The sequence below is a fragment of the Microvirga calopogonii genome, from assembly GCF_003347665.1.
GTDB classification, from domain to species: Bacteria; Pseudomonadota; Alphaproteobacteria; order Rhizobiales; family Beijerinckiaceae; genus Microvirga; species Microvirga calopogonii.
In genome coordinates, this window is record NZ_QDGA01000040.1 from 1 (window position 1) to 23,809 (window position 23,809).

General features: G+C 58.4%; 19 protein-coding genes and 1 pseudogene. 11 read left to right on the forward strand and 9 right to left on the reverse strand.

The features are described from left to right. Positions 1 to 37 precede the first annotated feature (37 nt). The 4 genes from DDF70_RS22440 to DDF70_RS39055 all read right to left on the reverse strand — a co-directional run bounded on the left by DDF70_RS22440 (position 38) and on the right by DDF70_RS39055 (position 3,191). Positions 38 to 355, reverse strand: coding sequence for an integration host factor subunit alpha (locus tag DDF70_RS22440; RefSeq protein ID WP_114947043.1), 318 nt, complete (start codon positions 353 to 355; stop codon positions 38 to 40). A 335-nt stretch (positions 356 to 690) separates the two neighbouring features. Next, positions 691 to 933, reverse strand: a complete 243-nt coding sequence (locus DDF70_RS22445; protein ID WP_281024382.1) for a GcrA family cell cycle regulator — start codon at positions 931 to 933, stop codon at positions 691 to 693. Between the two features lie 275 nt (positions 934 to 1,208). Next, positions 1,209 to 2,201 (reverse strand): DMT family transporter, encoded by a 993-nt coding sequence (locus tag DDF70_RS22450; RefSeq protein ID WP_114947045.1) that lies wholly within the window; start codon positions 2,199 to 2,201, stop codon positions 1,209 to 1,211. A 375-nt stretch (positions 2,202 to 2,576) separates the two neighbouring features. Beyond that, positions 2,577 to 3,191 (reverse strand): peptidoglycan-binding protein, encoded by a 615-nt coding sequence (locus tag DDF70_RS39055; protein ID WP_114947046.1) that lies wholly within the window; start codon positions 3,189 to 3,191, stop codon positions 2,577 to 2,579. Between the two features lie 42 nt (positions 3,192 to 3,233). On the opposite strand from DDF70_RS39055, the gene DDF70_RS36825 reads away from it, so the two are divergent. From DDF70_RS36825 to DDF70_RS22470, 3 genes are all read left to right on the forward strand, one after another. Beyond that, positions 3,234 to 3,419: a hypothetical protein gene (locus tag DDF70_RS36825; RefSeq protein ID WP_162820580.1), complete on the forward strand. Its 186-nt coding sequence runs from the start codon at positions 3,234 to 3,236 to the stop codon at positions 3,417 to 3,419. A 50-nt stretch (positions 3,420 to 3,469) separates the two neighbouring features. Continuing rightward, complete coding sequence (locus DDF70_RS22460; protein WP_114947047.1) at positions 3,470 to 4,183, forward strand: IS6 family transposase; 714 nt, start codon at positions 3,470 to 3,472, stop codon at positions 4,181 to 4,183. 857 nt (positions 4,184 to 5,040) lie between these two features. Next, complete coding sequence (locus DDF70_RS22470) at positions 5,041 to 6,786, forward strand: M10 family metallopeptidase (RefSeq protein ID WP_114947049.1); 1,746 nt, start codon at positions 5,041 to 5,043, stop codon at positions 6,784 to 6,786. Positions 6,787 to 7,104: 318 nt separating this feature from the next. Here DDF70_RS22470 and DDF70_RS22480 read toward each other — a convergent pair whose 3' ends face one another. Beyond that, positions 7,105 to 7,803 carry an IS6 family transposase gene (locus DDF70_RS22480; protein WP_114947050.1) on the reverse strand — a complete coding sequence of 233 codons (699 nt, stop codon included), beginning with the start codon at positions 7,801 to 7,803 and terminating at the stop codon, positions 7,105 to 7,107. A 117-nt stretch (positions 7,804 to 7,920) separates the two neighbouring features. Here DDF70_RS22480 and DDF70_RS22485 point away from each other — a divergent pair. Beyond that, positions 7,921 to 8,271, forward strand: a pseudogene (locus DDF70_RS22485) (DDE-type integrase/transposase/recombinase); the annotation flags it as partial. A 183-nt stretch (positions 8,272 to 8,454) separates the two neighbouring features. On the opposite strand, the gene DDF70_RS22490 reads toward DDF70_RS22485, so the two are convergent. Beyond that, on the reverse strand, positions 8,455 to 9,462 hold the full coding sequence (locus tag DDF70_RS22490; protein WP_114947051.1) for a LacI family DNA-binding transcriptional regulator: 1,008 nt from the start codon (positions 9,460 to 9,462) through the stop codon (positions 8,455 to 8,457). Between the two features lie 130 nt (positions 9,463 to 9,592). Here DDF70_RS22490 and DDF70_RS22495 point away from each other — a divergent pair, with 130 nt between their 5' ends. The 6 genes from DDF70_RS22495 (at position 9,593) to DDF70_RS22520 (ending at position 20,261) form a co-directional block, all read left to right on the forward strand. Further along, complete coding sequence (locus DDF70_RS22495; protein ID WP_114947052.1) at positions 9,593 to 11,521, forward strand: ABC transporter substrate-binding protein; 1,929 nt, start codon at positions 9,593 to 9,595, stop codon at positions 11,519 to 11,521. Positions 11,522 to 11,659: 138 nt separating this feature from the next. Then, positions 11,660 to 13,783: a family 10 glycosylhydrolase gene (locus DDF70_RS22500; RefSeq protein WP_114947053.1), complete on the forward strand. Its 2,124-nt coding sequence runs from the start codon at positions 11,660 to 11,662 to the stop codon at positions 13,781 to 13,783. Between the two features lie 75 nt (positions 13,784 to 13,858). Next, the gene (locus DDF70_RS22505; protein WP_114947054.1) at positions 13,859 to 14,845 is read left to right on the forward strand and encodes an ABC transporter permease; all 987 of its coding nucleotides are present in this window, start codon (positions 13,859 to 13,861) and stop codon (positions 14,843 to 14,845) included. A 10-nt stretch (positions 14,846 to 14,855) separates the two neighbouring features. Continuing rightward, positions 14,856 to 16,049 carry an ABC transporter permease gene (locus DDF70_RS22510; protein WP_114947055.1) on the forward strand — a complete coding sequence of 398 codons (1,194 nt, stop codon included), beginning with the start codon at positions 14,856 to 14,858 and terminating at the stop codon, positions 16,047 to 16,049. 7 nt (positions 16,050 to 16,056) lie between these two features. Next, positions 16,057 to 17,763: an ABC transporter ATP-binding protein gene (locus DDF70_RS22515; protein WP_114947056.1), complete on the forward strand. Its 1,707-nt coding sequence runs from the start codon at positions 16,057 to 16,059 to the stop codon at positions 17,761 to 17,763. A gap of 350 nt (positions 17,764 to 18,113) precedes the next feature. After that, entirely contained in the window at positions 18,114 to 20,261 is a 2,148-nt protein-coding gene (locus DDF70_RS22520; protein ID WP_114947057.1) for a beta-galactosidase, read from the forward strand. A gap of 111 nt (positions 20,262 to 20,372) precedes the next feature. Here the strand turns inward: DDF70_RS22520 and DDF70_RS22525 are convergent, their stop codons facing one another. Next, the gene (locus DDF70_RS22525; RefSeq protein WP_245435605.1) at positions 20,373 to 20,687 is read right to left on the reverse strand and encodes a transposase; all 315 of its coding nucleotides are present in this window, start codon (positions 20,685 to 20,687) and stop codon (positions 20,373 to 20,375) included. Between the two features lie 213 nt (positions 20,688 to 20,900). Between DDF70_RS22525 and DDF70_RS22530 the strand changes: the two genes are divergently transcribed. After that, on the forward strand, positions 20,901 to 21,599 hold the full coding sequence (locus tag DDF70_RS22530) for an IS6 family transposase (protein WP_114947058.1): 699 nt from the start codon (positions 20,901 to 20,903) through the stop codon (positions 21,597 to 21,599). Positions 21,600 to 21,732: 133 nt separating this feature from the next. On the opposite strand, the gene DDF70_RS22535 is transcribed toward DDF70_RS22530, so the two are convergent. Together DDF70_RS22535 and DDF70_RS22540 are read right to left on the reverse strand one after the other, a co-directional pair. Continuing rightward, the gene (locus DDF70_RS22535) at positions 21,733 to 22,659 is read right to left on the reverse strand and encodes a lysine/arginine/ornithine ABC transporter substrate-binding protein (protein ID WP_425374103.1); all 927 of its coding nucleotides are present in this window, start codon (positions 22,657 to 22,659) and stop codon (positions 21,733 to 21,735) included. Between the two features lie 369 nt (positions 22,660 to 23,028). Beyond that, positions 23,029 to 23,802 carry an SDR family NAD(P)-dependent oxidoreductase gene (locus DDF70_RS22540; protein WP_114947059.1) on the reverse strand — a complete coding sequence of 258 codons (774 nt, stop codon included), beginning with the start codon at positions 23,800 to 23,802 and terminating at the stop codon, positions 23,029 to 23,031. Positions 23,803 to 23,809: the final 7 nt, after the last annotated feature.

A 23,809-nucleotide genomic window follows, 5' to 3' on the forward strand; every position in this document is an offset into this window, starting at 1 on the left:
GAAGACGTAAGGCGGAAGGCGCTTAATCCGGTAGAAATCAGGCATCGGTCTCGTCCTCGGGCGTGCTGCCGTTGATGCGGGACTTCAGAAGATGCGAGGCGCTGAAGGTCAGCGACCGACGGGGCTTGATCGGCACGGCCACACCTGTCTTGGGATTGCGGCCGACCCGCTCATTTTTGCGCCGGACGGTGAAGACGCCAAAGCCTGACAGCTTCACATTCTCACCCACGACAAGAGCTGCGCTCATCTCCGCAAGTACCTGCTCGACCAAGGCCGCCGCTTCCGCTCGGGAGAGGCTAACTGTGTCGGAAACAGCCTCGGTCAGATCGGCCCGGGTGATCGTCTTGCCCGCCATGGTGATCCCTCGATGCTGGCCATTCGCTTAAGAAAAAGGCCGCTGTTGCCAGCGACCGGAGGTGCAGAGGACCTTACCTCTGAGGGAACGACGCCGCAGGGTAGAGATGCGACCGCCCGAAAGGCTGTTACCAAAATGCGGCCCTTTTTAGCATGAAATTTCGTCACGCGCCTTATGCACGTAACGCATGATCAAACCTTGGACGTATAAGCCCATTTTAAGAGTGTGTCGCATAATGGAGCATTCCCAGGTACTTCTGCACGGTTATGGACACTTCACCCGTTAGGACGAGTTCTGAAGCACTGATCCGATCACGGGATGGCAAACGCAGGTTCTTACGCCGAGCGTTTTCCGCCACCGGATCCCATCCCCATGGGCTTCGTGTAGACCAGCCGGCGGGGCCAGGGACACCAGCTCGATCCGTGATGCGTCTCGCCTCCGCAGAAGATCGCCTCGGATCGCTCGTCGGAGACAATGAAGCGGCATTGTCGTGCCCGAAGCTTGAACAGGGTGGTTCGGGTCCGATGCGACGGCTCGCTGATCTCAGGCATGGCTCTGGCATCCGGTTCATGGGCCAGAGAGCAACACGACGAGGGATCGGGAGAGTTCCACCCTTTCTTAGTCTATCAACAACTTGATTGAGTCCCTCAGGAATTGCGAGGGCGACGGGTCGGAAGGCTTTTGGGGAGCCATCCTACGGTAATCAAGCGCATAGGGTAATGACTGCAAGCGCAGCCGACGCCGCCCTGGCTGTCAGCCAAAGATCAACGGCCTATGGCAGGTGAAAGACAGGTCACTTCACCAAGGCACGATTCAGAAGGACCAGATGAGAGCCGATGAGTGGCTTCGGAGTTTATTGCCCAGCTGGAAACCCGATAGTACCGACCAGCTTCGCCTCCTGGGTCCTAATGCGCTCCCGGTGGGCCGTGTAAAGGCCGCTCGCTGCGATGACGAGACCGCCGACGAGGGTCATAGCCCCCGGAACAGTGCCGAAGACGGCAAAACCCAGCAGCCCGGCAAACAGGAGCTGGACGTAGGAGAACGGGGCGATGGTGGAGGCTGCGGCCTTGCGGTAGGCCAGGATGATAAGCCAGTGACCGGTGGTCGAGCAGGTGCCCATCAGGGCGGCCAGACCAATTTCCCAGGCTGTGGGGGTGCGCCAGTGGAACGGCACAAAGGCTGTCAGAGCAATCAGCCCGATCACGGCCGACCATGCCAAGGTCGCCTCGGGCCGCTCAGAACTCATCAGGCGGGTCGCGATGGCAGCCACAGCCCAGGCGAGTGCCGCGCTCATCGGCAGCAGCGCGGCCACCTGGAAGGCCGAGCTACCGGGCTGGACGACGAGCATCACGCCTAGAAAGCCCACAGCGGCCGCGGCCCAGCGCCGGATGCCCACCGTCTCGCCGAGGAGCGGGATCGACAGGGCGGTGATGAAGAGCGGCGAGATGAAGTTGATCGCCGTGGCTTCGGCCACCTGGAGGTATCCCAGTCCGAGGATGAAGAGCACGGCTGAGCCGGCCACGGCCAAGGCTCGGACAACCTGAAGGCGCAGGCGCGGTGTGTGCATCGCCCTCGCGCCGCGTGCGACGAACACTGTCGGCACGACTACTAGGCAGAACACGAAGTAGCGCAGCCAGGCGACCTCGATGGCCGGCAGCGTGCCTGTCAGCACTTTCGCAGCCACATCGCCCATGGCGAAGAAGATGGTCGACACAAGGGCCAAGCCGATGGCGGCAAAGGTCACCTCCCTGGCAGGGGCGACGCTCCTCGCGCTTGGTCGCGTGGGAGCGGCCGCAGTAATGGATGGACAGTCGGCTGCGGCGGAGACGGCGGGAGGCGGGCTCATGGGCGCTTAGAGGATCTCGACGGGCGCATGGGGCTTCACGCGCTTTGTTGGGCCAATACAATGACCCAACATTGCTGAATCTTACGTGAAATGGGCTTCTATCGTCGCGCGTGGCACCCCTGCGGTGGGCGCATGGCCTTTGCGCCATGGCAGCGATGTCTGTGATCTCCTCGGACTGATCAGCTGCCCGCATTGGACTGGACCACCTGTCCAAACGGGGCAACAGCTACCCGCGATCCTGCTGATCCAGGCTGCCCGCATGCCGCCGCTCTGGCGCGCGAAGTGGCGCCAGCACAGTTTTGATGAATGGCTGATAGCCGCCTCGGTGCGCGTGCCATCTACCTGTTGTCAGCAGTGTAGACAAATTCGCAGAGGCTATTGAGCCACCGAGGCAGTGTGGGTTCTCAAAGCCTGAAGGGTCGCTGCTCCTAGCCTGCCCGTGGCGGGAAGACCCTTAGCCCGTTCAAAGGCCTCAACCGCTCTGCGGGTCGCAGGTCCTAATGCCCCGTCAGCTTTGAGCTTTCCATACCCGAAGTCAACGAGCGCTTCCTGCACCGTGCGTATCTCCCTCCTGGAAAGTCGGGCAGCTGATGTTGTGCTCACTGCGGGACTTGCCGTAATCGCCGCAGATGGGTCTGATGGTCCTGTAAGCTGAAGGCGCCCTTGCTCAATCGCTTGACTGACGCTCGCCCGCAAAGAATCCAGTTGCTGGAGTTCTTCAGTTGCCGCTTCGATCCGCGTCAGCATCGTGTTCAGATCCTGGCCTGCCAGAATTCTCCGCTCATTGTCCGTCGCCAGTTGGTCGCGCACTGCAGTGACGGTCTCAACCTGCTGCCGAAGCTGCGACATCTCACTCTCAAAAGTGTGCTCCTCAGGTCCGGTAGACAGGACAGAGTATGTCAACAAACCCCACCCGACGACTGTCGTAGCTAGGAGGCCTATGCCCATTGTGCCAAACTGCCACTCCGCGCGGCTTCTTTCATAGCTCATGAGCTTACTCCGGGTTGTTAGCTGAAATTCTAAGAGCGTTGTGTGCTCACCTCAGCGTCGCATTGGGTCGAGCTTGTGACGCAATTGAGCCCGCGCGTGGCCTTTGGCTTCGCGCGCGTGGCCTTTGGCTTCGCGCGCGTGGCCTTTGGCTTCGCACGGTTAATCAATCGTAATCTGGAGCAGGTGTTGGCCGCCTGCCGGGTTTCGGAGGTTCTGTTGCAGCTTTGAAGCTTGCTCGGCCTGAGCTACGACAGGGGAGCTGAGAGGGGCTGGCGGTGATGCAAAGTAACAAGAACCCGTTCAAGGGTCGGCAGTTCACGGCGGAGATCATCCTATGGGCGGTGCGCTGGTACCTGCAATTCCCGATCAGCTATCGTGATCTCGAATGCATGCTCTCTGACCGTGGTGTTCAGGTGGATCACACCACCCTGTTTCGTTGGATCCAGGCTTACGCACCTGAGATCGAGAAGCGCATCCGTCCGCATCTCCGAATGACGAACGGCTCCTGGCGCCTGGACGAAACCTACATTCGAGTAAAGGGCAAATGGGTCTATCTGTACAGCGCCGTCGATGCAGCCGGACAGACAATAGATTTCCTGCTCTCACCCAAGCGGGATGCAGCGGCCGCCCGGCGGTTCTTCCGCAAGGCTTTGGGACAGTCGCATACAGTCAATCCGCGGACCGTCACGGTCGACAAGAACGCCGCTTACCCGATTGCAGTGAAAGCCATGAAGCGGGCCCGAGAACTCTGGCGTTTCGCCAAACTGCGACAGTTGAAATTCCTGAACAACATCGTCGAGCAGGATCACCGACGTATCAAGCGGCTGGTTAATCCTGGGCTGGGCTTCAAGAGCTTTGCGACGGCTTCACGAACGATTGCGGGCTATGAGGCCATGGCGATGATCCGCAAGGGCCAAGTGGCGCGCGCGCCAGCGAGTGACATGGGCGCTCAGCGCGACTTCATTGCCGCGCTCTTTGGCACGGCTGCTTGACCTGAGGTCCATTCCGGCTCGCGCGTGTCCTATGTCAGGGATTGCAACGGAACCTGCTGCCTCAACTACACGCTCGATGGCGCGCTGAATGAGTGGGCCCTGCACGCGATGCACAGCCGTCACCGACCTTTTGTTGCATGAATCAGATTGTAAGCGCGTTGAAGGCCGACAACCCCGGCTCCAAGCGATGCGGACGGACTTCGGGCGGCCAGGCTCAAGCATGCGGTTCAGGGCATGAGTGGTGAGCCGTAGCAGCACTTGCGTCCAAGTGATCTGCAATAGGAACTTTCGCCAGTTTCTGCGAACTGATTCAGGCTAGCTGCATTTATCCGGTTAGGGAGACCCTAGGTGAGTGGTTCCGGTATGTTGGTCAACGAGAGTCTCTGGAGCAGAAAGGTTTATGCTCCAGCACCAATTGCTTATTCAGACCTCCTGTCTCACCTTGGCCGAGAGCTTGCACGTGTTTACAGCGTCGCCTCGCAAGAGCCTCTTCCCGAAGCTTGGCTTCCCCTGCTCGACCTGCTATCGCGCGCTGCGCCGTCAGAGGGGTAGGGCCAAGCTCTGCCGGGCTTCTTCTGGGTTCTCCAAAACTTCACACGCGAACTTATTCCTGCCGCAGTTGTAGAAGATACGCAAGACAATACTCCTTGGAGAGCGCTCTTGGCCTGCAGATGAAAGATACAGTCGGGCTGCGGCAACGAGCAGACAAGTCGTCTGTTGCCGCTTGAAAGAATAAAAGAATTCCTATCTGTATGGCGCCTGCAAAATGAGCCTGCGCAATGCTCAAGATGTTGCTGTCAAGCATGCAAAGTGCGGCCGCTGCGCAAACTAACCTCAAATAAAACCTGGATGGATTTATGCCTGCTGTTGCTTCCTACGGCCTGACTGGTAATGCATACATTGATGGTGTTCTTGGCGGCTATAAGTGGGCGACCACTAGCTTCACCTTCAGCTTTCCCACCAGCGGCTCGTACTACGGCAGCTCGTACGGCTCGGGCGAGAATGTCACCAACTTCGGCGCCTTCAACACGGCCCAGCAGGCGGTTACCCGCGACGCCCTGAAGATGTACGCCTCAGTGGCCAACCTCAGCTTTGCTGAGGTTGGCGAAACCTCGACCCAGCACGCGGATCTTCGCTTTGCACTGTCGGATAAACCAGGCACGGCCTGGGCCTATTTCCCCAGCACCTCGGCCGAGGGTGGCGATGCTTGGTTCAACAAGTCCGGCGGCAGCTACGCTCAGCCGGTAAAGGGCAACTATGCGTACATGACCTTTGTTCATGAAATCGGGCATGCGCTCGGATTGGAGCATCCGCATGAAAGCGGCATGCCGGCCGACCGGGATTCGGTTGAGTACACGGTGATGAGCTACCGCTCCTATACTGGTGCTTCCACCACCAGCGGCTATGTCAACGAGACCTGGGGCTATGCCCAGTCACCGATGATGTACGATATTGCCGCGCTGCAGCACATGTACGGCGCTAACTACGCCACCAACAGCTCCGATACGGTTTACTCCTGGAGCCCGACGAGTGGCGAGATGTTCCTCAACGGCGTCGGCCAAGGCGCGCCCGGCGGCAACAAGATCCTCCGGACTGTGTGGGATGGCGGCGGGAACGATACCTATGACTTCTCAAACTATGCCTCCAACCTGAAAGTCGATCTGCGGCCTGGTGAATGGACCACCACAGCCGCGACGCAACTAGTCAAGCTCCACTGGGATGGCTCCAAGGTTGCGGTCGGCAACATTGCCAACGCGCTCCAGTACAACGGTGACACCCGCTCCCTGATTGAGAACGCGGTTGGCGGATCCGGCAACGACACGATCACCGGCAATGATGCGGCCAACTCGCTTAAGGGTGGCGCTGGTAATGACCGCCTGTTTGGCGGAACGGGCAATGATGCTCTCGACGGTGGGATCGGCGACGACACTGCGGTGTTCAGCGGCGCTCGAGCGTACTACAGCATCTCCAAACTGTCGGATGGATCCGTTCAGGTGGCTGACCTGCGGTCGGGCACACCGGATGGCAGCGACGTGGTCTGGGGGGCCGAGTGGTTCCAGTTCGTGGACAAGATCTACACTCTGGCAGAGCTTGAGACGAATGCTGTCACCGCAACTGCGACCCCGATCGAGCCAGTCCCACAGAACCTGTCGCTGAACGGAACCAACAGCGGCAATAGCCTCTATGGCCAGGGCGGCGACGACAAGCTCTATGGCCGGGGCGGCAACGACAAGCTCTATGGCTCGGCTGGCAACGACTTGCTTGTTGGCGGAACCGAGAAGGATGTGCTCTTCGGGGGGGCTGGCGCGGATGTCTTCGACTTCAACTCTCGAAAGGACTCCCTCAAGACGGCACGGGACACGATCAAGGATTTCGTGCGCGGGGTTGATCACATCGACCTAAGCACCATTGACGCCAACAGCTTGGTGAGCGGCAATCAAGCCTTTTCGTTCATCGGCAGCAAAGCGTTCAGCGGTCACGCCGGCCAGCTGAAGTTCAGCAGCGGTGTGCTGTCCGGCGACATCAACGGCGACAAGATGTCGGACTTCGAGATCAATGTCTCAGGCGTGTCGGCGCTCGCCAAAGGTGATTTTTATCTCTGATGATCCGGTAAGGGAGATGATGATGAGCGACTGGATCGACTTTGACCGATGGAATGAATGCGTTCAGATGGAGCGGCCTGGATTCGTCTTCGAGGTCAAGAATGCCGAGGGGCAAAGCCTGTTCACCCCCTGCGGGCAGCCCCTGCAGTCCCCGTGGGACTGGATGTCGGGCCCTGTGCAGTTCCGGCTGGTGAAAGAGACTAAGCCGCGTCATTCGGAGCCGCTCCCAAAGCCGCGGCTGTAATCCTGGACAAACTCGATGGGCTCCGTCGCAAATCTGGGGCAGGGACGAGGAAGGAGCCGGTCTTCCTGATATGCTCATGCGGCGAGCAGGTGAAACTGCTCAGCGAGGGACGGCTGCCGATTGCAGGGATACTTCGCCTGCTGCTTGCGCATCATGTGGATCATCTCAATCCTACCGAGGATCACACGGGCAGTGGCCATGGACTTGAAGCCGAGCATCGGGCGCACACGGCGCTTAATGGCGCGGTGATCCTGCTCGATACGGTTGTTGAGGTACTGGCTCTGCCGGATTCTAATCGGCTTGAGCTTGCGTCTTGAACGATCCTGCAGCCGGCTGTCGGCATCACACGACAGGATGGCCTCCCGGTTGGTCTGGCTGCCGTCGATCACGATTCTCTCGGGCCGGCCATGTCGCTTAAGGGCCTTGCGAAAGAATCGCTTGGCCGCAGCTAGATTGCGCTTTTCGCTGAACCAGAACTCGACCGTATCGCCATTGCTGTCGACCGCGCGATAGAGATACATCCAACGCCCGCAGACTTTGATGTACGTCTCGTCCATGTGCCACCTCCCGGTGACGGCTCTCTTGCGCCGATTGAACTGATCGAGCAGTTCGGGCGAATAGCGCACAATCCATCTATGAATAGTCGCATGATCAACCGAGATACCGCGCTCGGCCATCATCTCTTCCAAGTTCCGGAGGTTCAGGCCGTAAGCGAGATACCACCGGACACACAGTAGGATGATTGAGCGATCGAAATGACGGCCTTTGAACATAGACCCCCCGGGTTTGGCCAGAGGCCTAGACCGAACTGAGTTACTGAACAGTTTGCGACGGAACCTGCAAAAGTCCTTAGACCTTGGAATCTGTATAAGGTCCGCTTTTCGCTTAGTCTGCTGCGCAAGCTGCTCAAGAAGCAAGGCATCGCACCGCGCGTGATGATCACCGATAAACCCGCAAGTTACGGCGCGGCCAAGCGAGAGATTATGCCGGGCGTCGAGCATCGCCAGCATAAGAGTTTAAACAATCCAGCGGAAAACAGCCATCAACCGACCCGAGGACGGGAGCGGATCATGAAGCGCTTCAAGTCAGTTGGGCACGTACAACGCTTCCTCTCAGTCCACGACCAGGTGGCAAACCTCTTCCGCAACTTCGCCAGCAGCAACGCCGCTGAACGTCGCGAGGCCCGCTCCAAGACCTTTACTGCTTGGGCCGAAGTGACAGGCGTTGCCGTGAGCTTCTGATCTGGCGCCCCAAGGAGGCGCTTTGCCTTCAGCTCGTTAAATTGACGGCGCACTATGAGGAGCGGTCCGATGTCTCGGAAGCCATGATCGGAGCGGCCATGCGTAGCCTCATGTTCCGCCGCATCGCCCACTCATAGCAATCCGCAAACGGGTCCGGAGGCTCGAGCCGGGCGAGCGTGTTCGTCAGACACTAGGCTGTGGTACAATTACAGGTGCCGTAGATCGTCTCTCAATGATTGTTGCCACAATCTGCACCCGGCGTGCTGGGGCTTGATGAGTGCCTGCAGAGGATTGAATGCGTTCATTGAGAAGGCGGAGCGCCACGGCCCCACTTTCCTGACCGTTAGTCTTGACGGTCGTTAGAGCCGGGGCGATTTGGGTAGCAACGGAATAATTGCCATATCCAACAACCGAAACATCATCTGGAACTCGGTAGCCTTGTCCAAGCAGCTCAGAGATGACTGTCAAAGCCAAACCATCGTGGGAACAGAAAAAGGCCGTGGGCCGGAAATCCGTCTCTTGTAAATCACGAAATGCCTTAGCGAAGCCGTGGGTTTCGTCAAACTGCATCGGATGTAACGTAACGTCGCTATGACGTTCGGCAACTTCTCTCGCGCCATAGTAACGTTCATGCCGCCCGCGGTAAATGGGAGCGCCGTAGACATAAACAATGGACCGATGACCGAGGCTGATTAAGTATTCAAGGACTGCTTGGCCTCCCTCATGATCCGTTCCCATTACCACATCCGCCTGTTCCAAAGGGCCCGGCCAACCAATTCGAACGACTGGAAGATTGGTTTTTGCGATAGAAGCGATGGTATCGTTGCTGTGTGGCCCGACGAGCAGAATCCCTGAACATCGCTTGAGCAATTCGGGAAGCCCACCAGCGTCGTGCATCCAGTGTATTCGCACCCCGATCTCTAATCTTTGAGCCTCGGCCTGAATGCCGCTCTGATGCTGAACATGTAACTCGCTGTTGACGGGGTCCAGATCGTAAAAAAGGACGGCGACATCACTTTTGGTCCGAAGTTCCGGTTTTACGTACCCAAGGCGTTCCGCCATTTTTGAGATCCGCAAACGCGTTTCCTCGCTGACGCCGCTCTTCCCTGCCAACGAACGCGAAACGGCATATTTCGACAAGCCAACTTCGTCAGCGATTGTTTGGAGCGAAATACGATTTTTCCTAACCATTGCTGCTCCAACTGCCATTAATCGGCGCTAAGGAAAATAACGCTTTACCTAACAAACAGCAAATGTAATCCTTTTTCTCACCGGGCTCGAGATGAAAACATAAATAAGAGTACGGTTCTTGGAGGAAGCCATGATCAAGCTGAGACGTCGTACGTTTTTGGCCGGGACTGCGGCCGCCTTGGTTTTTCCAGCCCTACGTGCTGCGGCCGCTACAAATTATAAAGAAGCGGACCTTCTGAAGGCGAAGGTCTCAAGTGGCGAGCTCCCGGCGCTCAAGGAGCGCCTACCCGTAAATCCACTCGTTATCACGCCCGTCGAAAGCATCGGCAAGTATTGCGGGGACTGGAATCTGGCCCTCGTCGGCGGCGGTTCCCTGTCCATGCTATTTCGTTACCAGACCTATGAGCCGCTGTTGCGCTACACACCCGACTGGTCCGGCGTGACGCCGAACGTAGCAGAGGCCTTTGAAGCAAGTGAGGATTCCAAGGTCTACACCGTTCGCCTGCGCAAGGGCATGAAGTGGTCGGACGGACACCCGTATACCACGGCTGACGTGAAGTTCTGGTACGATACGGTGCTGACCGACAAGCGCGTCTCAACCACTGGGCAGGGCCATTGGAAGGCCAACGGCAAGGTCGCCAAGCTCGAAATCGTGGACGAACAGACCTTTAAGGTCATTTTCGAAAAGCCGAATGGTCTGTTTCCCCTGCAAGTCGCATGGTCGAACTCAGACCAGACGACACGCTGTCCAAAGCATTACTTGGAACAGTTCCACATCGACTATAATCCACAGGCCAACGATCTGGCGAAACAGCGCGGCCACGAGAGTTGGATCGCGGCTTTCCAGACAATCGGCGGATTCCAAAGTGACAATGCCTATTACCAGAACTCCTCGAAAAAGCCGACGCTCAACGCGTGGATGTTCACAATCGCTCCAGGTGAGAACACTGAACGAGCGATTGCCGAGCGCAATCCCTATTACTTCAAGGTAGACACAGAGGGCAACCAACTGCCCTACATGGACCGCATCGTCTACCAGATGGTGGCCGATCCGCAGGTGCTGCTGCTGAAATGCATGCAGGGCGAGATCGACATGATGGACCAGTACATCGCGACGCCGAACAACAAGGCGGTGCTCTACGACGCGCGTCAGCAAGGAAACTACGATTTCTACACGTTGACCTCGACCGAAGCCAATGTGATGACCTTTATCTTCAATCTCAATCACAATGATGAGGTCAAGCGTAAGCTCTTCCGGAATAAAAACTTCCGTGCGGCGATGTCAATGGCGCTCGATCGCCAGACGCTGATCGATGCTGTCCTCGTCGGCCAGGGAGCGCCCGCCCAGCCGTCGATAAAGGAAGGTGATCCGCTCTATGACGAGACGCTCGCCAAGCAGTTCACGGAATACAGCGTCGACAAGGCGAACACCATGCTCGACCAAATCATCCCAAAGCGCGACAGCCAGAACTTCCGTCTCGACGAGAAAGGGCGCCGCGTCACCATCATCTTCGAGATCGATCAGGCGCGCGCGATCTTCCTCGACCTCTTCCAACTCGTCATACCGATGTTCCAGGCAGTCGGCATCGATGCGCAGATGCGCAGCATGGATCGGTCGCTATGGGAAACCCGCGTCCGCCAAGGGCGCGATTTCGATGCCACCGCGCACCAGTTCGGCGCCAATGGCGGAGTCGCGGCCATGCTTGATCCGCGCTACTATGCGCCGACCGACATGAACGCCATGTACGCGCCGGCATGGCAGCTGTGGTATCTTGATCCCACCAATGCCAGCGCCGAGGAACCGCCGGAAGACACGAAGAAGCAACTGGCACTTTATGACAAGCTGAAAGTGACCTCCGACCAGGAGGGGCAGCGCGAGATTATGAAACAGATCCTGCGAGGGGCTGCGGAAACCTTCTATGTCTTCGGCATCTCACAGCCGCCGGACAGCTATGGAATCGTCAAGAACAACATGAAGAACATCACCCGGACCATGCCGAACTCGTTCGGCTGGCCGACGCCCGCGCCCACCATGCCGGAGCAGTACTATAAGGCATGAGGCACACGGGAAAAGCGCGTCGTCCGACCCTCGAGGCCGGCGTGCTTCATATCCTTCGCACATGACAACTCCGATCGGGGCTCGTTCAAGGTGGCGGGCGCTACGGGCTCTCTTTTCCTGATGACTGGATCTGACGCCATGCTCGCCACTGGACAACAGAAAATCACCACCCTGCGGACTCCGGACTGGTTCAGGACTGCGACACGCTGGGCACAGCTGACCTTCGTGGAGGACGATCCGGAGAAATATGATCCGGCCTTCTGGATCGACGTCTTCAAACGCACGAAGTCCAACGCTGTGTGCCTGAGTGCCGGCGGCTACATCGCGTACTATCCAAGCAAGGTCCCCTATCACTACGTCAGCAAATATCTTGGCGACAAGGACATATTCGGCGCTCTCGTCGATGCGGCCCGCAAGCTCGACATGCATGTCATGGCGCGTGTCGACCCTCACGCTATCCACGACGCTGCCGCCAAGGCCCATCCGGAATGGGTGACGATCAATGCCGACGGCACGCAGCGGCGCCACTGGGCTTACCCGGATGTCTGGGTCACAAACGCTTACGGCGACTACAACACCGGCTTCATGCCGGAAGTGGTGAAGGAAATCGTCCGCGAATACGATATCGATGCGATCTTTGCCAACCGCTGGCAGGGCCACGGCGTCGATTACAGCGAAGACAGCGCCCGACGCTTCAAGGACATGTTCGGCCACGACCTCCCAAAGAAGCCGGATGCCGAAGACCCTGCCTGGCAGGCTTGGCTGCAATGGCGGCGCCGAGTGCTGACCGACATGATTGTCCAATGGGATGATGCGGTAAAAGCGATCCGCCCCCATGCGAGCTTCATCCCCAACATGAGCGGCGCCTCGCTCATGGAATTTGATCTTTCCGTCATTATGAAACATTGCCCGTTCCTGGTCGTCGACCATCAGGGCCGCAAGGGCCTGGAGGTCGGCTGGTCGGCGGGGCGCAACGGCAAGCGTATCCGCGCCACCTTCGCCGATCGTCCCGTCGTGCTGATCACCTCGATCGGCCCCGAGGAGGAATATCGGTGGAAGGATGCGGTCACGTCCGGCGAGGAAATCCAGCTCTGGATCAACAATGGCACGACCCATGGACTTTCCGCGTGGTTCACCAAGTTCAACGGCGTCGTGCCGGACAAGCGGTGGGTGGAGCCGGTAGCCGATGCCTTCGTGCTGCAGGCGTCGGTCGAATCGCTCATCGAAAGCATGAAACCAACGGCGGAAATCGCGATCATTGATCCGTCGACGACGCTCCGACACTGGGCTCCGGATGAGCGGAGCAGCGCCGAGAAGCATGATCTCGGCTTCTATCATGCGCTTATCGAGGCGCGACTGCCTTTCGAACTCCTCTCCGATCAGGTGCTGACAAGGGAGAATCTCGACCGCTTCAAGGTCATCATCCTCGCCAATGCCTCCTGCCTGTCCGATGCGCAGGACGAAGCGGTCCGCGCCTACGTAGAGCGCGGCGGCAGCGTAGTCGCTTCCTACGAGACCTCTCTCCGTGACGAGAATGGCAAGGCACGACCGGAGTTCGGACTGGCGGACGTCTTCGGTGTAAAATTCGTCGCCGGCCCTCGCGGTATCGTCAAGAACACCTATGTGGCGCTCTTCAGCGAGCACCCCGTCAACCAGGGGTATGAAGGCGCATCCCGCATTATGGGTGGGACGAGGCTCATTCATGTGGAGCCGGTCGGCAAGGTCGATACGCCCTTCCTCTATATTCCCGACTTTCCGGATCTCCCGATGGAAGAGGTCTATCCGCGCAGGGTGCCGGAAGGGGCGGCTGTCGTAGCCCGGGAAACCGGTAAGGGCGGCCGGTCCGTCTACATTCCGTGGAACATCGGAGAGATCTTCTGGGAAGTGTTCGCGGTCGACCACGGACGGCTCATAGCCAATGCGGTGCGCTGGGCGCTCGGTAAGACGCCGCGCGTCACCGTTGAAGGGCCAGGTATCATCGACATGGCGCTGCGCGAGAATGGCGAAGGCATCGCGCTCAGTCTTTTCAACCTGACCAATCCGATGATGATGAAAGGCCCGGTTCGTAAAAATTATCCGCTGACACGCCAGACAGTTTCAGTGGACATTCCGCAAGGCAAGTCGGTGGCCCGCGCTTGGCTTGCGGTGGCCGATTGTGCCGCGAGCTTCAGCATCGAGAACGGCCGGGCGCGGGTGGAGGTGCCGGGCATTGAGCGATTGGAGGTATTGCATCTTACCTGGGGAGGAGATGCGGAGGCATGAGCCCGGACGGGCCGGGGGTGGGTAGCGGACCGGAGAAAGTGTCGCTTGGCGTTCAACGGGAGGAGAGATAGCGCAATGCTCGGTTACATATCAAAACGGGTGCTCTACATGATTCCAACCCTGTTCGGCATGTCATTGATCTCGTTTCTGATCATTCAGTTGCCGCCGGGCGACTATCTCACCTCGATGATTGCCACGATGAGTGACAGCGGCCAAGCGGTCGATCCAGCGCAGATCGAACGCCTGAAGGAAATCTACGGTTTCGACGATCCGTTCTATATCCAGTACTTGAAATGGATTTGGGGCATCTTGAGCCGCGGCGACTTCGGGTGGTCCTTCGAGTGGAATCAGCCCGTTTCAGGCCTCATCTGGGGGCGCATGGGCTCGACGCTTGTCATCTCCCTGCTCAGCCTTTTATTCGTCTGGATCGTTGCACTGCCGATCGGCATCTATTCGGCCGTGCGCCGCCATTCCATTGGCGATCACATCTTCACTTTCCTGGGCTTCATCGGCCTTGCCGTGCCAAATTTCATCTTGGCGCTGACATTGATGTACGTCGCCTACAAATATTTCGGCCTGAGCGTCGGAGGGCTGAACTCACCCCAATATGCCGAGGCACCGTGGAGCCTTGCCAAGGCCGCCGATTTCCTGGCGCATCTTTGGATTCCGATCATCATCATAGGCGCATCAGGCACGGCAGCGTTGATCCGTATTCTGCGCGCCAACCTAACCGATGAACTCCACAAGCCCTACGTCATCACCGCGCGTGCGAAGGGCCTGCCGGAATACAAGGTCATCCTCAAATATCCGGTACGGATTGCACTCAATCCTTTCGTCTCCGCTATCGGCTGGGTGCTGCCGCATCTCGTTTCGGGCGTGACGATCATCGCAATCGTCCTCAATCTGCCCACGGCCGGCCCCCTGCTGTTCCGGGCTCTCGTCTCCCAAGACATGTACCTCGCTGGCAGCTTCATCTTGCTTTTGAGCGCATTGACCCTTGTCGGCATGCTGATCTCCGATCTCCTGCTTGCCCTGCTTGACCCGCGGATACGATTCAACTGAGGGGGCTGGCATGAGCATTCACGAGACACTTGGAGAACATGCCGAGGCGCCACTGGTCATGGTCGATGGACCTTCGATCAGCCCGCTGGAGCAGGGCAAGGTCATTTCGACGGCTACGGTCGGGCCCTGGCGCCTGGTGGCTGGCAAACTGGTCCGCCAGAAGGTGGCGATGGTCGCCGGCGCGATCATTCTCTTCCTCTATCTGGTCGGCTTGTTTGCCGAGTTTCTCGCCCCTGCCCTGCCCGCAACGGCGAAGCCGCAATACACCTATGCGCCGCCGCAGCGCCTCAGCCTGTTCGTAACGAAGCCGGATGGCAGCACCGAGTTCAATCTGCATGTGAAAGGCTATAAGGTCGAAATCGACAAGGTGGCGCTGAGGCGAACCTTCGTCGTCGACGAAAACAAGGTCGTGCCGGTCGGCTTCTTTGTTAAAGGACCTGCCTACAATCTCTGGGGCTTGATCCCGATGGACCGCCACCTCATCGCCCCGATCAATCTCAACGATCCCATGTACCTTCTCGGTACGGACCGCCTCGGCCGCGATGTCTTTTCGCGACTCGTTTACGGAACCCGTGTCTCCATGTCCATCGGTCTCGTTGGTGTTGCCATTTCCCTTGTCCTGGGTGTGGTCTTCGGCTCGATCTCCGGCTTTTACGGGGGGTGGATTGATACGCTGATCCAGCGCGCCATCGAAGTGGTCAGCTCCATGCCGACCATTCCACTCTGGCTGGGATTGGCGGCAACGATCCCGCTTACATGGTCACCGGAAAAGGTCTATTTCGTTATCACCATCATCGTCTCGCTGCTTGGCTGGACGAGCCTCGCGCGAGAGGTGCGGGGCCGCTTCCTGGCGCTGCGCCACGAAGACTTCGTCACCGCCGCCAAGCTCGATGGGTCGAGCGCGGCGCGGCTGATCTTCCGCCACATTCTACCTTCGCTGACGAGTCATATCCTGGCCGTCGTGACGCTCGCCGTGCCGACCATGATCGTCGCAGAAACCTCTCTGTCTTTCCTTGGTATCGGGCTGAAGCCGCCGGTCGTCAGCTGGGGCGTGCTGCTGCAGGACGCCCAGAACATCCGTACCGTTGCGACTGCCCCGTGGCTGCTGATCTGGCCGTCTCTGGCGGTCGTGGTTGCGGTTCTGTCGTTCAACTTCTTCGGTGATGGCCTGCGCGATGCTGCGGACCCCTATGACAATCGTTGAGGGAGCGATGACGACTCTACCTAATGATATCGCCCTTTCCGTCGAGGATCTCTGCGTCGACTTCCACCTGCGCACCCACATCCTGCATGCAGTGGAGAAGGTCAGCTTCCAACTGAGGCGGGGCAAGACACTCTGCCTTGTCGGCGAAAGCGGCTCCGGGAAGAGCGTCACGGCGCGCTCGCTCCTGCAGATTGTGGACCGGCCCGGCCGGATCGTCGGCGGGAGTATCCTGCTCAGGATCGGCGCCACGACCACCGACATCGCGACGCTGCTGCCACACAGTAGCACGATGCAGGCAATCCGCGGCAGGCGCATCGGCCTCATCTTCCAGGAGCCGATGAGCTCGCTGTCACCCGTTCACTCGATCGGCTCGCAGATCGTTGAGGCGATTCGCCTGCATACCAACATGAAAAAGAAGGCAGCCCGGAACCGGATGATCGAATTGCTCCGCCAAGTCGAAATTCCGAATGCCGAGGAGATGGCAAATCGCTACACGTTCGAATTCTCTGGCGGCATGCGCCAGCGCGCCATGATCGCGATGGCGCTCGCCGGCGATCCTGACATCCTGATCGCTGACGAGCCGACCACGGCGCTTGACGTCACCACGCAAGCCGAAATCCTCGACCTCATCAAGCGGCTGCAGGTTGAGCGTGGCATGGCGATGCTGCTCATCACTCATGATATGGGCGTGGTAGCCGAGGTGGCCGATGAGGTCGCTGTCATGCGCTTCGGCCGGGTTGTCGAGCACGGGCCGGTTGATGCCATCTATCATGCCGCCATGCATCCTTATACCCGCCAACTGCTCGCCTCGACCGTGAAGCTCACCCACCACGCCGAAACCAGCCAGCCGGCTCTGGCGCCGCCACCGACATCCTCAAAGCCGGTTCTTTCAGTACGCAACCTCGGCAAGAGTTTCGGCTTTGCCGGAAATAAGTCTTTGAAAGCCGTCGACGACGCCAGCTTCGATCTCTACCCGGGCGAGAATCTCGGGATCGTCGGCGAGAGCGGCTCGGGCAAGACGACGCTCGGCCGCCTGATCCTGCGTACCGTCGAACCAACGACCGGCAAGGTTATCTATCATAGCAAGGACGGAGCCGAGATCGAGGTCACTGGCCTTGGCCGGAAGTCGCTCCGCGATTTCCATCGCGAAGTCCGGCTCGTGTTCCAGGATCCGTTCGCCTCGCTGAACCCACGAATGACAGTGAAGGAGGTGATCGGCGATCCATTGATCGTCAATGGACTCGCGAAAGGCAAGGCGCTGGAGGAGCGAGTGGCCGAACTGATGCGGCTGGTCGACCTCGACCCGATGGGTATGGAGCGTTATCCGCATGCCTTTTCGGGCGGCCAGCGGCAGCGTATTGGCATCGCGCGCGCGCTCGCGCTCGAGCCGCGGATCATCATCGCGGACGAAGCGACATCCGCACTCGATGTGTCGATCCGCAGCCAGATCCTCGATCTCCTGCTCGGTATCCGGCAGCGACTGAACCTGAGCTTCATCTTCATCTCTCACGACATTTCCGTAGTCCGCTACTTTTGCGACCGGGTCGCTGTCATGCATCGCGGCAAGATCGTCGAACTCGGTAGCTCCGAGCAGATCTGCACCGCGCCGAGGGAGGCCTATACGAAAAGCCTGATTTCCGCCGTCCCCAATCCGGATCCCCGAAACAAGCGCATGCTGCATCGTCACCGGTTTAGCGCCGCCGGCAATCCATAAGGATGGTCCATGCCGAGATTTTCCGCCAATCTCTCCTTCTTCCGGCAGGACCTGCTGTTCCTCGATCACTTCGCGGCTGCGGCAAGGGAAGGATTTGACACACTCCGACATCCCGGCCCCCGTCCGGAGCCAGAGGAAAGGGTGGCGGACGCGCTCAAGGCGCATGGGCCCGATCCGCCACCGTCGAGGGCTGCCCGTAGCTTCACACCGTCTCCCATAGCGGCGGCTGCTTGAAAGCAACGCCTGGGGACTTGGCTGACTAATCCATTTTGCCTGATGCGACAGCCTCCGGCCATGAGGAACCCGCGATGTCGGGCTGGCGGAGCTTTGCGTCAAGACAGGAGAACACAATGTTGAGAAGCGACATTCAATTTCCTTATGGAGCCGTGTATTTTCGGAAGTCAAATCCACCACAGGAGCATTGGGAGCGGGACTACAAAGTTGCCGCTGAGGACGGCCTCAATGTCTTTCGCCATTGGTTCATGTGGGGCGCCATTGAAGTTGCGCCCGGAGTTTACGATTGGGATGAATACGACCGGCAGTTTGATCTTGCGGCCAAGAACGGCATCAAGACAGTCATTGCCGAACTCATCCAAGCTGTCCCGGACTGGGCCATTCGCAAATATGCACACGCCGTTCAAATCACAGCGGATGGTCGAAAGCTAAGCTCCAGCATGGGGGTTTCATCGGCAACGGGTGGTTTCGCCAAAAACGGTGGTGGCGCCCTGACGCTCAATTGCCCAGAAGTGAGGGAAGCCGCTGGGAATTTTCTCAAGGCCATGGTCACTCGCTACAAGGATCATCCCGCCATCTATGGATACGATGTCTGGAACGAGTGCAACTATGGGGAGAATATCGACTATAGCAGCTACACGAAGGTCTCGTTCCGAAAATGGCTGGAAAGCAAGTACGGGAGTCTGAAAGCTCTCGCAAGAGCCTGGCATCGCTACAGCTACGCCGAGTGGGATGATGTCGAACCGCCGGTCCAAATGGCGGCCTATCCGGAATGCATCGATTGGCTACAGTTCAAACGCGACAATTTTTACGAGCAGATGCAGTGGCGGATCGATACCATCCGTTCAATCGACCGGAAGAACGTCATCGCTGCCCACGGCGTTTCCGGGTCAATCCCCGACATGGCCGCCCATGGCTGCGATGATTGGCTGGCCGCCTCCAAGGTCGAGGTCTACGGCTTCACTTGGATTCAAGCTCGAAAGGGCACTGAACCGTGGAAGACCTGGTATGGCGTCGATATCAACCGCGCGGCAGCGCGCGGTAAACCATTCTGGCATGCGGAACGACAGGGTGGCCCCCTCTGGTTGCAGCCGCAGGTAATCGGCCGCGACAAGGAGGACGGCCGCGTCGCCGAACCTGAGGATATTCGTATTTGGAGCATGACCTCGCTTGCGGGTGGCGCGCGCGGTGTCCTGAACTTGCGTTGGCGTCCGCTCCTTGACGGCCCGCTTTTCGGTGCTTTCGGCGCCTACGGCATGGATGGTTCACGCACGCCGCGCTCCGAGATGCAAAGCACATTGGCAAAATGGGCGAATGACCCGGCCCAGGCGCCGCTTTGGGAGGCGAAGCCCGTCCGCGGCGAGATCGGCATTCTCGTTGTCCGCGAGACGCAGGAATGGGATTACCTCTTGAACTATGAACGGAACGAAAAGCCCTATCCGGCAGCCATGTGGGGTGCCTACCGCGCCTTCCTGGACAATGGACTACAACCGGATTGGGTGCATATCGATGATATTGAGGCTTACGAAGTGCTCTATTTCCCCTACCCGATCATGTTTACCACCGAGCAGGCGGCCCGTCTGAAGGCCTGGGTCGAGAATGGCGGCACGCTCATCGCTGAAGCCTGCCCCGGCTATTTCGGTGATCGTGGCCATGTCGGTCAGGTGCAGCCAAACATGGGTTTGGATACCGTCTTCGGTGTACGCGAGGAAGAGGTTGAATTCATGCCTGATATCGGGGACCGGATCCATTTCAGGTTCGGCGAGACTGCCGTGGATGGCGGTGGTTTCCTACAATCTTATCGTTTGACCGGTGGTACCGGCCGCGGGCATTTCGAAGACGGGCGTCTGGCGGTAGTCGAGAATCACTTTGGGAAAGGCCGCACGCTATTAATTGGTACAAATCCTTCGGTCGCTTACTATCGCACGAACGGAAAGGCGAACGCTTCATTTTTTGCGGAACTCTTCAAGTGGTCTGGCAGCAGGCGACATGTTTCGCTTTCGAATCCGGCTCTATATGCCCGCGTTCACAAAGGTGAAAGGGGCAGCTTCCTTTGGTTGGTCAATCCGAGTCGTGCGGCACAATCAACCGCTGTAAGTTTCGCCGACAGGATTAGTATAGTGGCTGCTGGCAACGCGCTGTGGCCCGTCGGGCAAAGCCCACAAAACGGTCAGCATATTACCGTACCTCCGCGCGACGTGTTGATACTAACCTTGGAGCAATTAGACGAGCGGGTGCCAACAGGCGCGGCTGTGACAGCTTGAGATCCAGGCTTGTGGCATGGCCATTGCCCAAGCGGATGCGGTGGAGGGTACTGTCAACTTGGCGCGAAGTCGGCACAGCTGGCCCCGACATAGTCATCACGTCAGCCCAACTCAGCCGACGAGGGCAGTACCAGTCGCCTCGCGCCACAAAGCGAAGGCGCGATCCCGCGCAGCCCGGTACTCACTGGCGCAAAGACGGTGACGGCGGAGCTGGAAGTGATTGTGGATCGGGGTGTGGGTGGCGAGAAACTGTTGGGCCTGCCGGACTGACTTGAACCGCCTCATGTGGCGCTCCCGCCGTCGGGTGGGTTGGTGCGACACCTCACAGCGGTTGTTGAGATATCGGCTCTGCCGATGTTCAACAACCGGCAGGTGGACTTGCTCCGAAAGAATGGAGAGCCTTTCATGAAGAAGGAGGATCTCCATGCCCCAGACACGCTTTACGAGAGAGTTCCAGGATGAGGCGGTGCGGCTGGCATCGTCAACTTAACGGGTTGAGGTAGGTCCGCCGTCCTGGACCGTTAACTCAGAAGCCCGCGGCGACGCCAGTTACCTCGGCCCAGACCCCGAAGGCTAGGGGGCACCGTTGCATTAACCTCGGCCGTAAAGCGAGGAGCGGTTCATCAAGGATCCGCACCCGTGTGTCTGTTCAAGCGCCGTCGCTTCCCGGTTGAGATCATCCTGCTGTGCGTGCGCTGGTACTGCAAGTACGAGATCAGCTATCGCGATCTGGCCGAGATGATGTCCGAGCGCGGTATCCGCGTCAGTCCAAGCACGATCTTTTGTTGGGTCCAACGCTATGCTCCGGAGATCGAGAAGCGGGTGGGCCCCTACCAGGGACATCGTTCAGGCTCATGGCGCGTGGACGAGACCTATGTCCGAGTGGGTGGGCGCTGGCGATACTTGTTTCGAGCGGTCGATAAACATGGTCGGTTGATTGCCTCCATGCTGTCCAGCCGGCGTGATACCGGAGCGGCGTATCGCTTCCTGCGCAAAGCCCTGCGAGCGGTGAGTGACTATCCTCCTTCATCCATCACGACCGACAAACTGGCGTCGTATCCCAAGGCGATCCTGCGCCTGCAGAACGAAGGGCTTCTGCCGAACGATGTGGTACACCGCACCTCGAAATATCTGAACAACATCCTTGAAGCGGATCATGGCGCGCTCAAGCGCGTGATCCGTCCGACACGCGGCTTCCAGAGCATGAAAACCGCCGCCGCAACTCTGACGGGTTTTGAAATCATGCGCATGATCCGCCGCGGTCATTACAACAAGCGGGGATGGCAAGCGACAAGCGAAATTCGTCTGATCAATCAGCTCTTCGGTCTGGCTGCCTGAGCGGCCCGTTAAACGGGGTCCGCTATGCCGTTTTCAAGTTACTGCAACGGTGCCGTGGCTGAACATAGCGTAAGCTCAGGCCGCGTCAGTGGCGTTTCTAATGAGCCAATAAGTGTGTATCGCGCTGCTACCCTCAGGTTTTAGGAGCAATGTCGATCTTGAACCACTTCATCGAGAGTTTCTGGATGGTGCCGTCCTGAGTGGCCGCGTTGATTGCCTCATTGAGCTTCTGCTTTAACTCAGCGTCCTCCTTGCGCAAACCAATGCCGACCCCGTCGCCCTGAATGCCACCGGTGACAGCAGGCCCGACGAGGGCGTAGTCCTTGAATTCCGGCTTACCGAGGGTGCCGATAATCGCAGTGGCGTCCGCCAGCACCGCATCAATCCGCCCGGCCAGAAGATCCAGGTCATGGGCTTCGGTGGTCTTGTACTCCCGAATGTCGGCCGTACCCCTCAGGTACTTCTCGGCGAAGACGGGATGAGTGGTGGAGACCTGGACGCCGATCGTCTTGCCCTTGAGCAGCGGCTTCGTCGCCTCAATTGCCTTCTCGGCCTCCGCTCGCTGGCTTACCAGATTATAGGTTTGCCCCGTTCCCGGCATCTTGGCGAGTGGCGAGTCCTTCGCTACAAGATAACCATTTGGCGAGTCTGCGTAGGGTCCTGCGAAGTCAATGACCTGCTTGCGGTCGTCGGTGATGCTCATGCCGGCCATGATGGCATCGTATTTCTTCGCCTGAAGAGCAGGGATAATCCCGTCCCAGTCCTGGGCCACAATCTCGCACTTTATCTTGATACGGCGGCAGAGTTCATTGGCGAGATCAATGTCGAAGCCTTCGAGCTTGCCGCCCGCACCTGTGAAATTCCACGGGGCATAAGCGCCTTCCGTTGCGATCTTGATGACTCTGTCCTGTGCAGCAGTCACACCACCTGCCAGAGTGGTAGCGATCGCAGCTAACGCGAAGCTCCTCATGATAGTCATTTCTGTCACCTTCGTCTTTTGGCCTGCGATGAAGATCTTGAATTCTATAACGGAAATCAGCTTATTGGAACTATGCTCCAACCCCGGATTCTCTAGCACCCGTGTGAAAATGTGGGATGCAACGTGAGCCGTCACGCCCAACCTGGACCGTCAGCCTGACATCCGTCTAATGCATTCATCAGGAAAGCTACACAGCGGACCGATGAGACCGATTTGGGTCTGCGCTCACACGCAGCCAGGCCTTGCTCCTTCAGATGCGACTTCAGTACGCTTGGTTGCATTTGTGTCACCGTAGCGCCTAAGAATTTTGGCATGCCGTCTCTTTTGCACAGCTTGATTTCATGTCTGAGATGATGTGACAGTACTCTTCAAAGCTTGAAATCGCGCGGGATGGCTTGACGAGTTAACGTTTAGTTGAGCCTGCGAGGGCCGTGCTTCTTGCAAAGGCATTCACAAGCTCGCGGTTACTCCTCCGTCAACATAAATCACCTGCCCATTTACAAATGCCGACGCCTTTGATGCCAAAAATATTGGTACGCCGATGAGGTCGTCCAGTTCACCCCAGCGTCTAGAAGGAGTCCGCGCAATGAGCCACTCGGAGAATGTGGGATCATCGACGAGTGCTTGATTCAACTCGGTCTTGAAATATCCCGGTCCGATCCCGTTTACCTGCAAGCCGTACTTGCCCCAATCGATTGCCATCCCTTTCGTGAGCATTTTGACCGCTCCCTTCGACGCAGCGTAGGGCGCGATTGAGGGGCGACCCAACTCACTTTGGACCGAGCAGATGTTGATGATCTTGCCGCGCTTGCGAGGGATCATCCTGCGGGCCACAGCCTGACTGACGAGAAAGACACTGTCCACGTTTGTTGACATAAGTTCATGCCGGGTCTCCTCAGGATAATCTTCGAGCGGCGCCCGACGCTGCATGCCGGCATTATTGATGAGAATTTCAATAGGGCCGATCTCATTCTCGATGTGATCGATGGCGCTACCGACAGCCGCGCTGTCTATGACGTCGAATGGTGCTTCAGCGACTTGGTAGCCGAGTTCACGGAGCGATTTGGCAGCATTGTGAACCTTTTGCGATCTGCGTCCGTTGAGGACCACTCGTACGCCAGCCCCTGCCAGGCCGCGAGCCATGGCGAGGCCAAGTCCTGCGCTCGATCCGGTTACCAACGCAACTCTACCCGTAAGGTCGAAAAGATCCGATGCCGCTGTCATTTGTGTC

Bases quoted from the DNA above. Each gene is read 5' to 3' on its own strand.
- DDF70_RS22440 (WP_114947043.1), bottom strand. From the start codon at position 355: ATGGCGGGCAAGACGATCACCCGGGCCGATCTGACCGAGGCTGTTTCC.
- DDF70_RS22450 (WP_114947045.1), bottom strand. From the start codon at position 2,201: ATGAGCCCGCCTCCCGCCGTCTCCGCCGCAGCCGACTGTCCATCCATT.
- DDF70_RS39055 (WP_114947046.1), bottom strand. From the start codon at position 3,191: ATGAGCTATGAAAGAAGCCGCGCGGAGTGGCAGTTTGGCACAATGGGC.
- DDF70_RS22460 (WP_114947047.1), top strand. From the start codon at position 3,470: ATGCAAAGTAACAAGAACCCGTTCAAGGGTCGGCAGTTCACGGCGGAG.
- DDF70_RS22470 (WP_114947049.1), top strand. From the start codon at position 5,041: ATGCCTGCTGTTGCTTCCTACGGCCTGACTGGTAATGCATACATTGAT.
- DDF70_RS22480 (WP_114947050.1), bottom strand. From the start codon at position 7,803: ATGTTCAAAGGCCGTCATTTCGATCGCTCAATCATCCTACTGTGTGTC.
- DDF70_RS22490 (WP_114947051.1), bottom strand. From the start codon at position 9,462: ATGGTTAGGAAAAATCGTATTTCGCTCCAAACAATCGCTGACGAAGTT.
- DDF70_RS22495 (WP_114947052.1), top strand. From the start codon at position 9,593: ATGATCAAGCTGAGACGTCGTACGTTTTTGGCCGGGACTGCGGCCGCC.
- DDF70_RS22500 (WP_114947053.1), top strand. From the start codon at position 11,660: ATGCTCGCCACTGGACAACAGAAAATCACCACCCTGCGGACTCCGGAC.
- DDF70_RS22505 (WP_114947054.1), top strand. From the start codon at position 13,859: ATGCTCGGTTACATATCAAAACGGGTGCTCTACATGATTCCAACCCTG.
- DDF70_RS22510 (WP_114947055.1), top strand. From the start codon at position 14,856: ATGAGCATTCACGAGACACTTGGAGAACATGCCGAGGCGCCACTGGTC.
- DDF70_RS22515 (WP_114947056.1), top strand. From the start codon at position 16,057: ATGACGACTCTACCTAATGATATCGCCCTTTCCGTCGAGGATCTCTGC.
- DDF70_RS22520 (WP_114947057.1), top strand. From the start codon at position 18,114: ATGTTGAGAAGCGACATTCAATTTCCTTATGGAGCCGTGTATTTTCGG.
- DDF70_RS22525 (WP_245435605.1), bottom strand. From the start codon at position 20,687: ATGGAGATCCTCCTTCTTCATGAAAGGCTCTCCATTCTTTCGGAGCAA.
- DDF70_RS22540 (WP_114947059.1), bottom strand. From the start codon at position 23,802: ATGACAGCGGCATCGGATCTTTTCGACCTTACGGGTAGAGTTGCGTTG.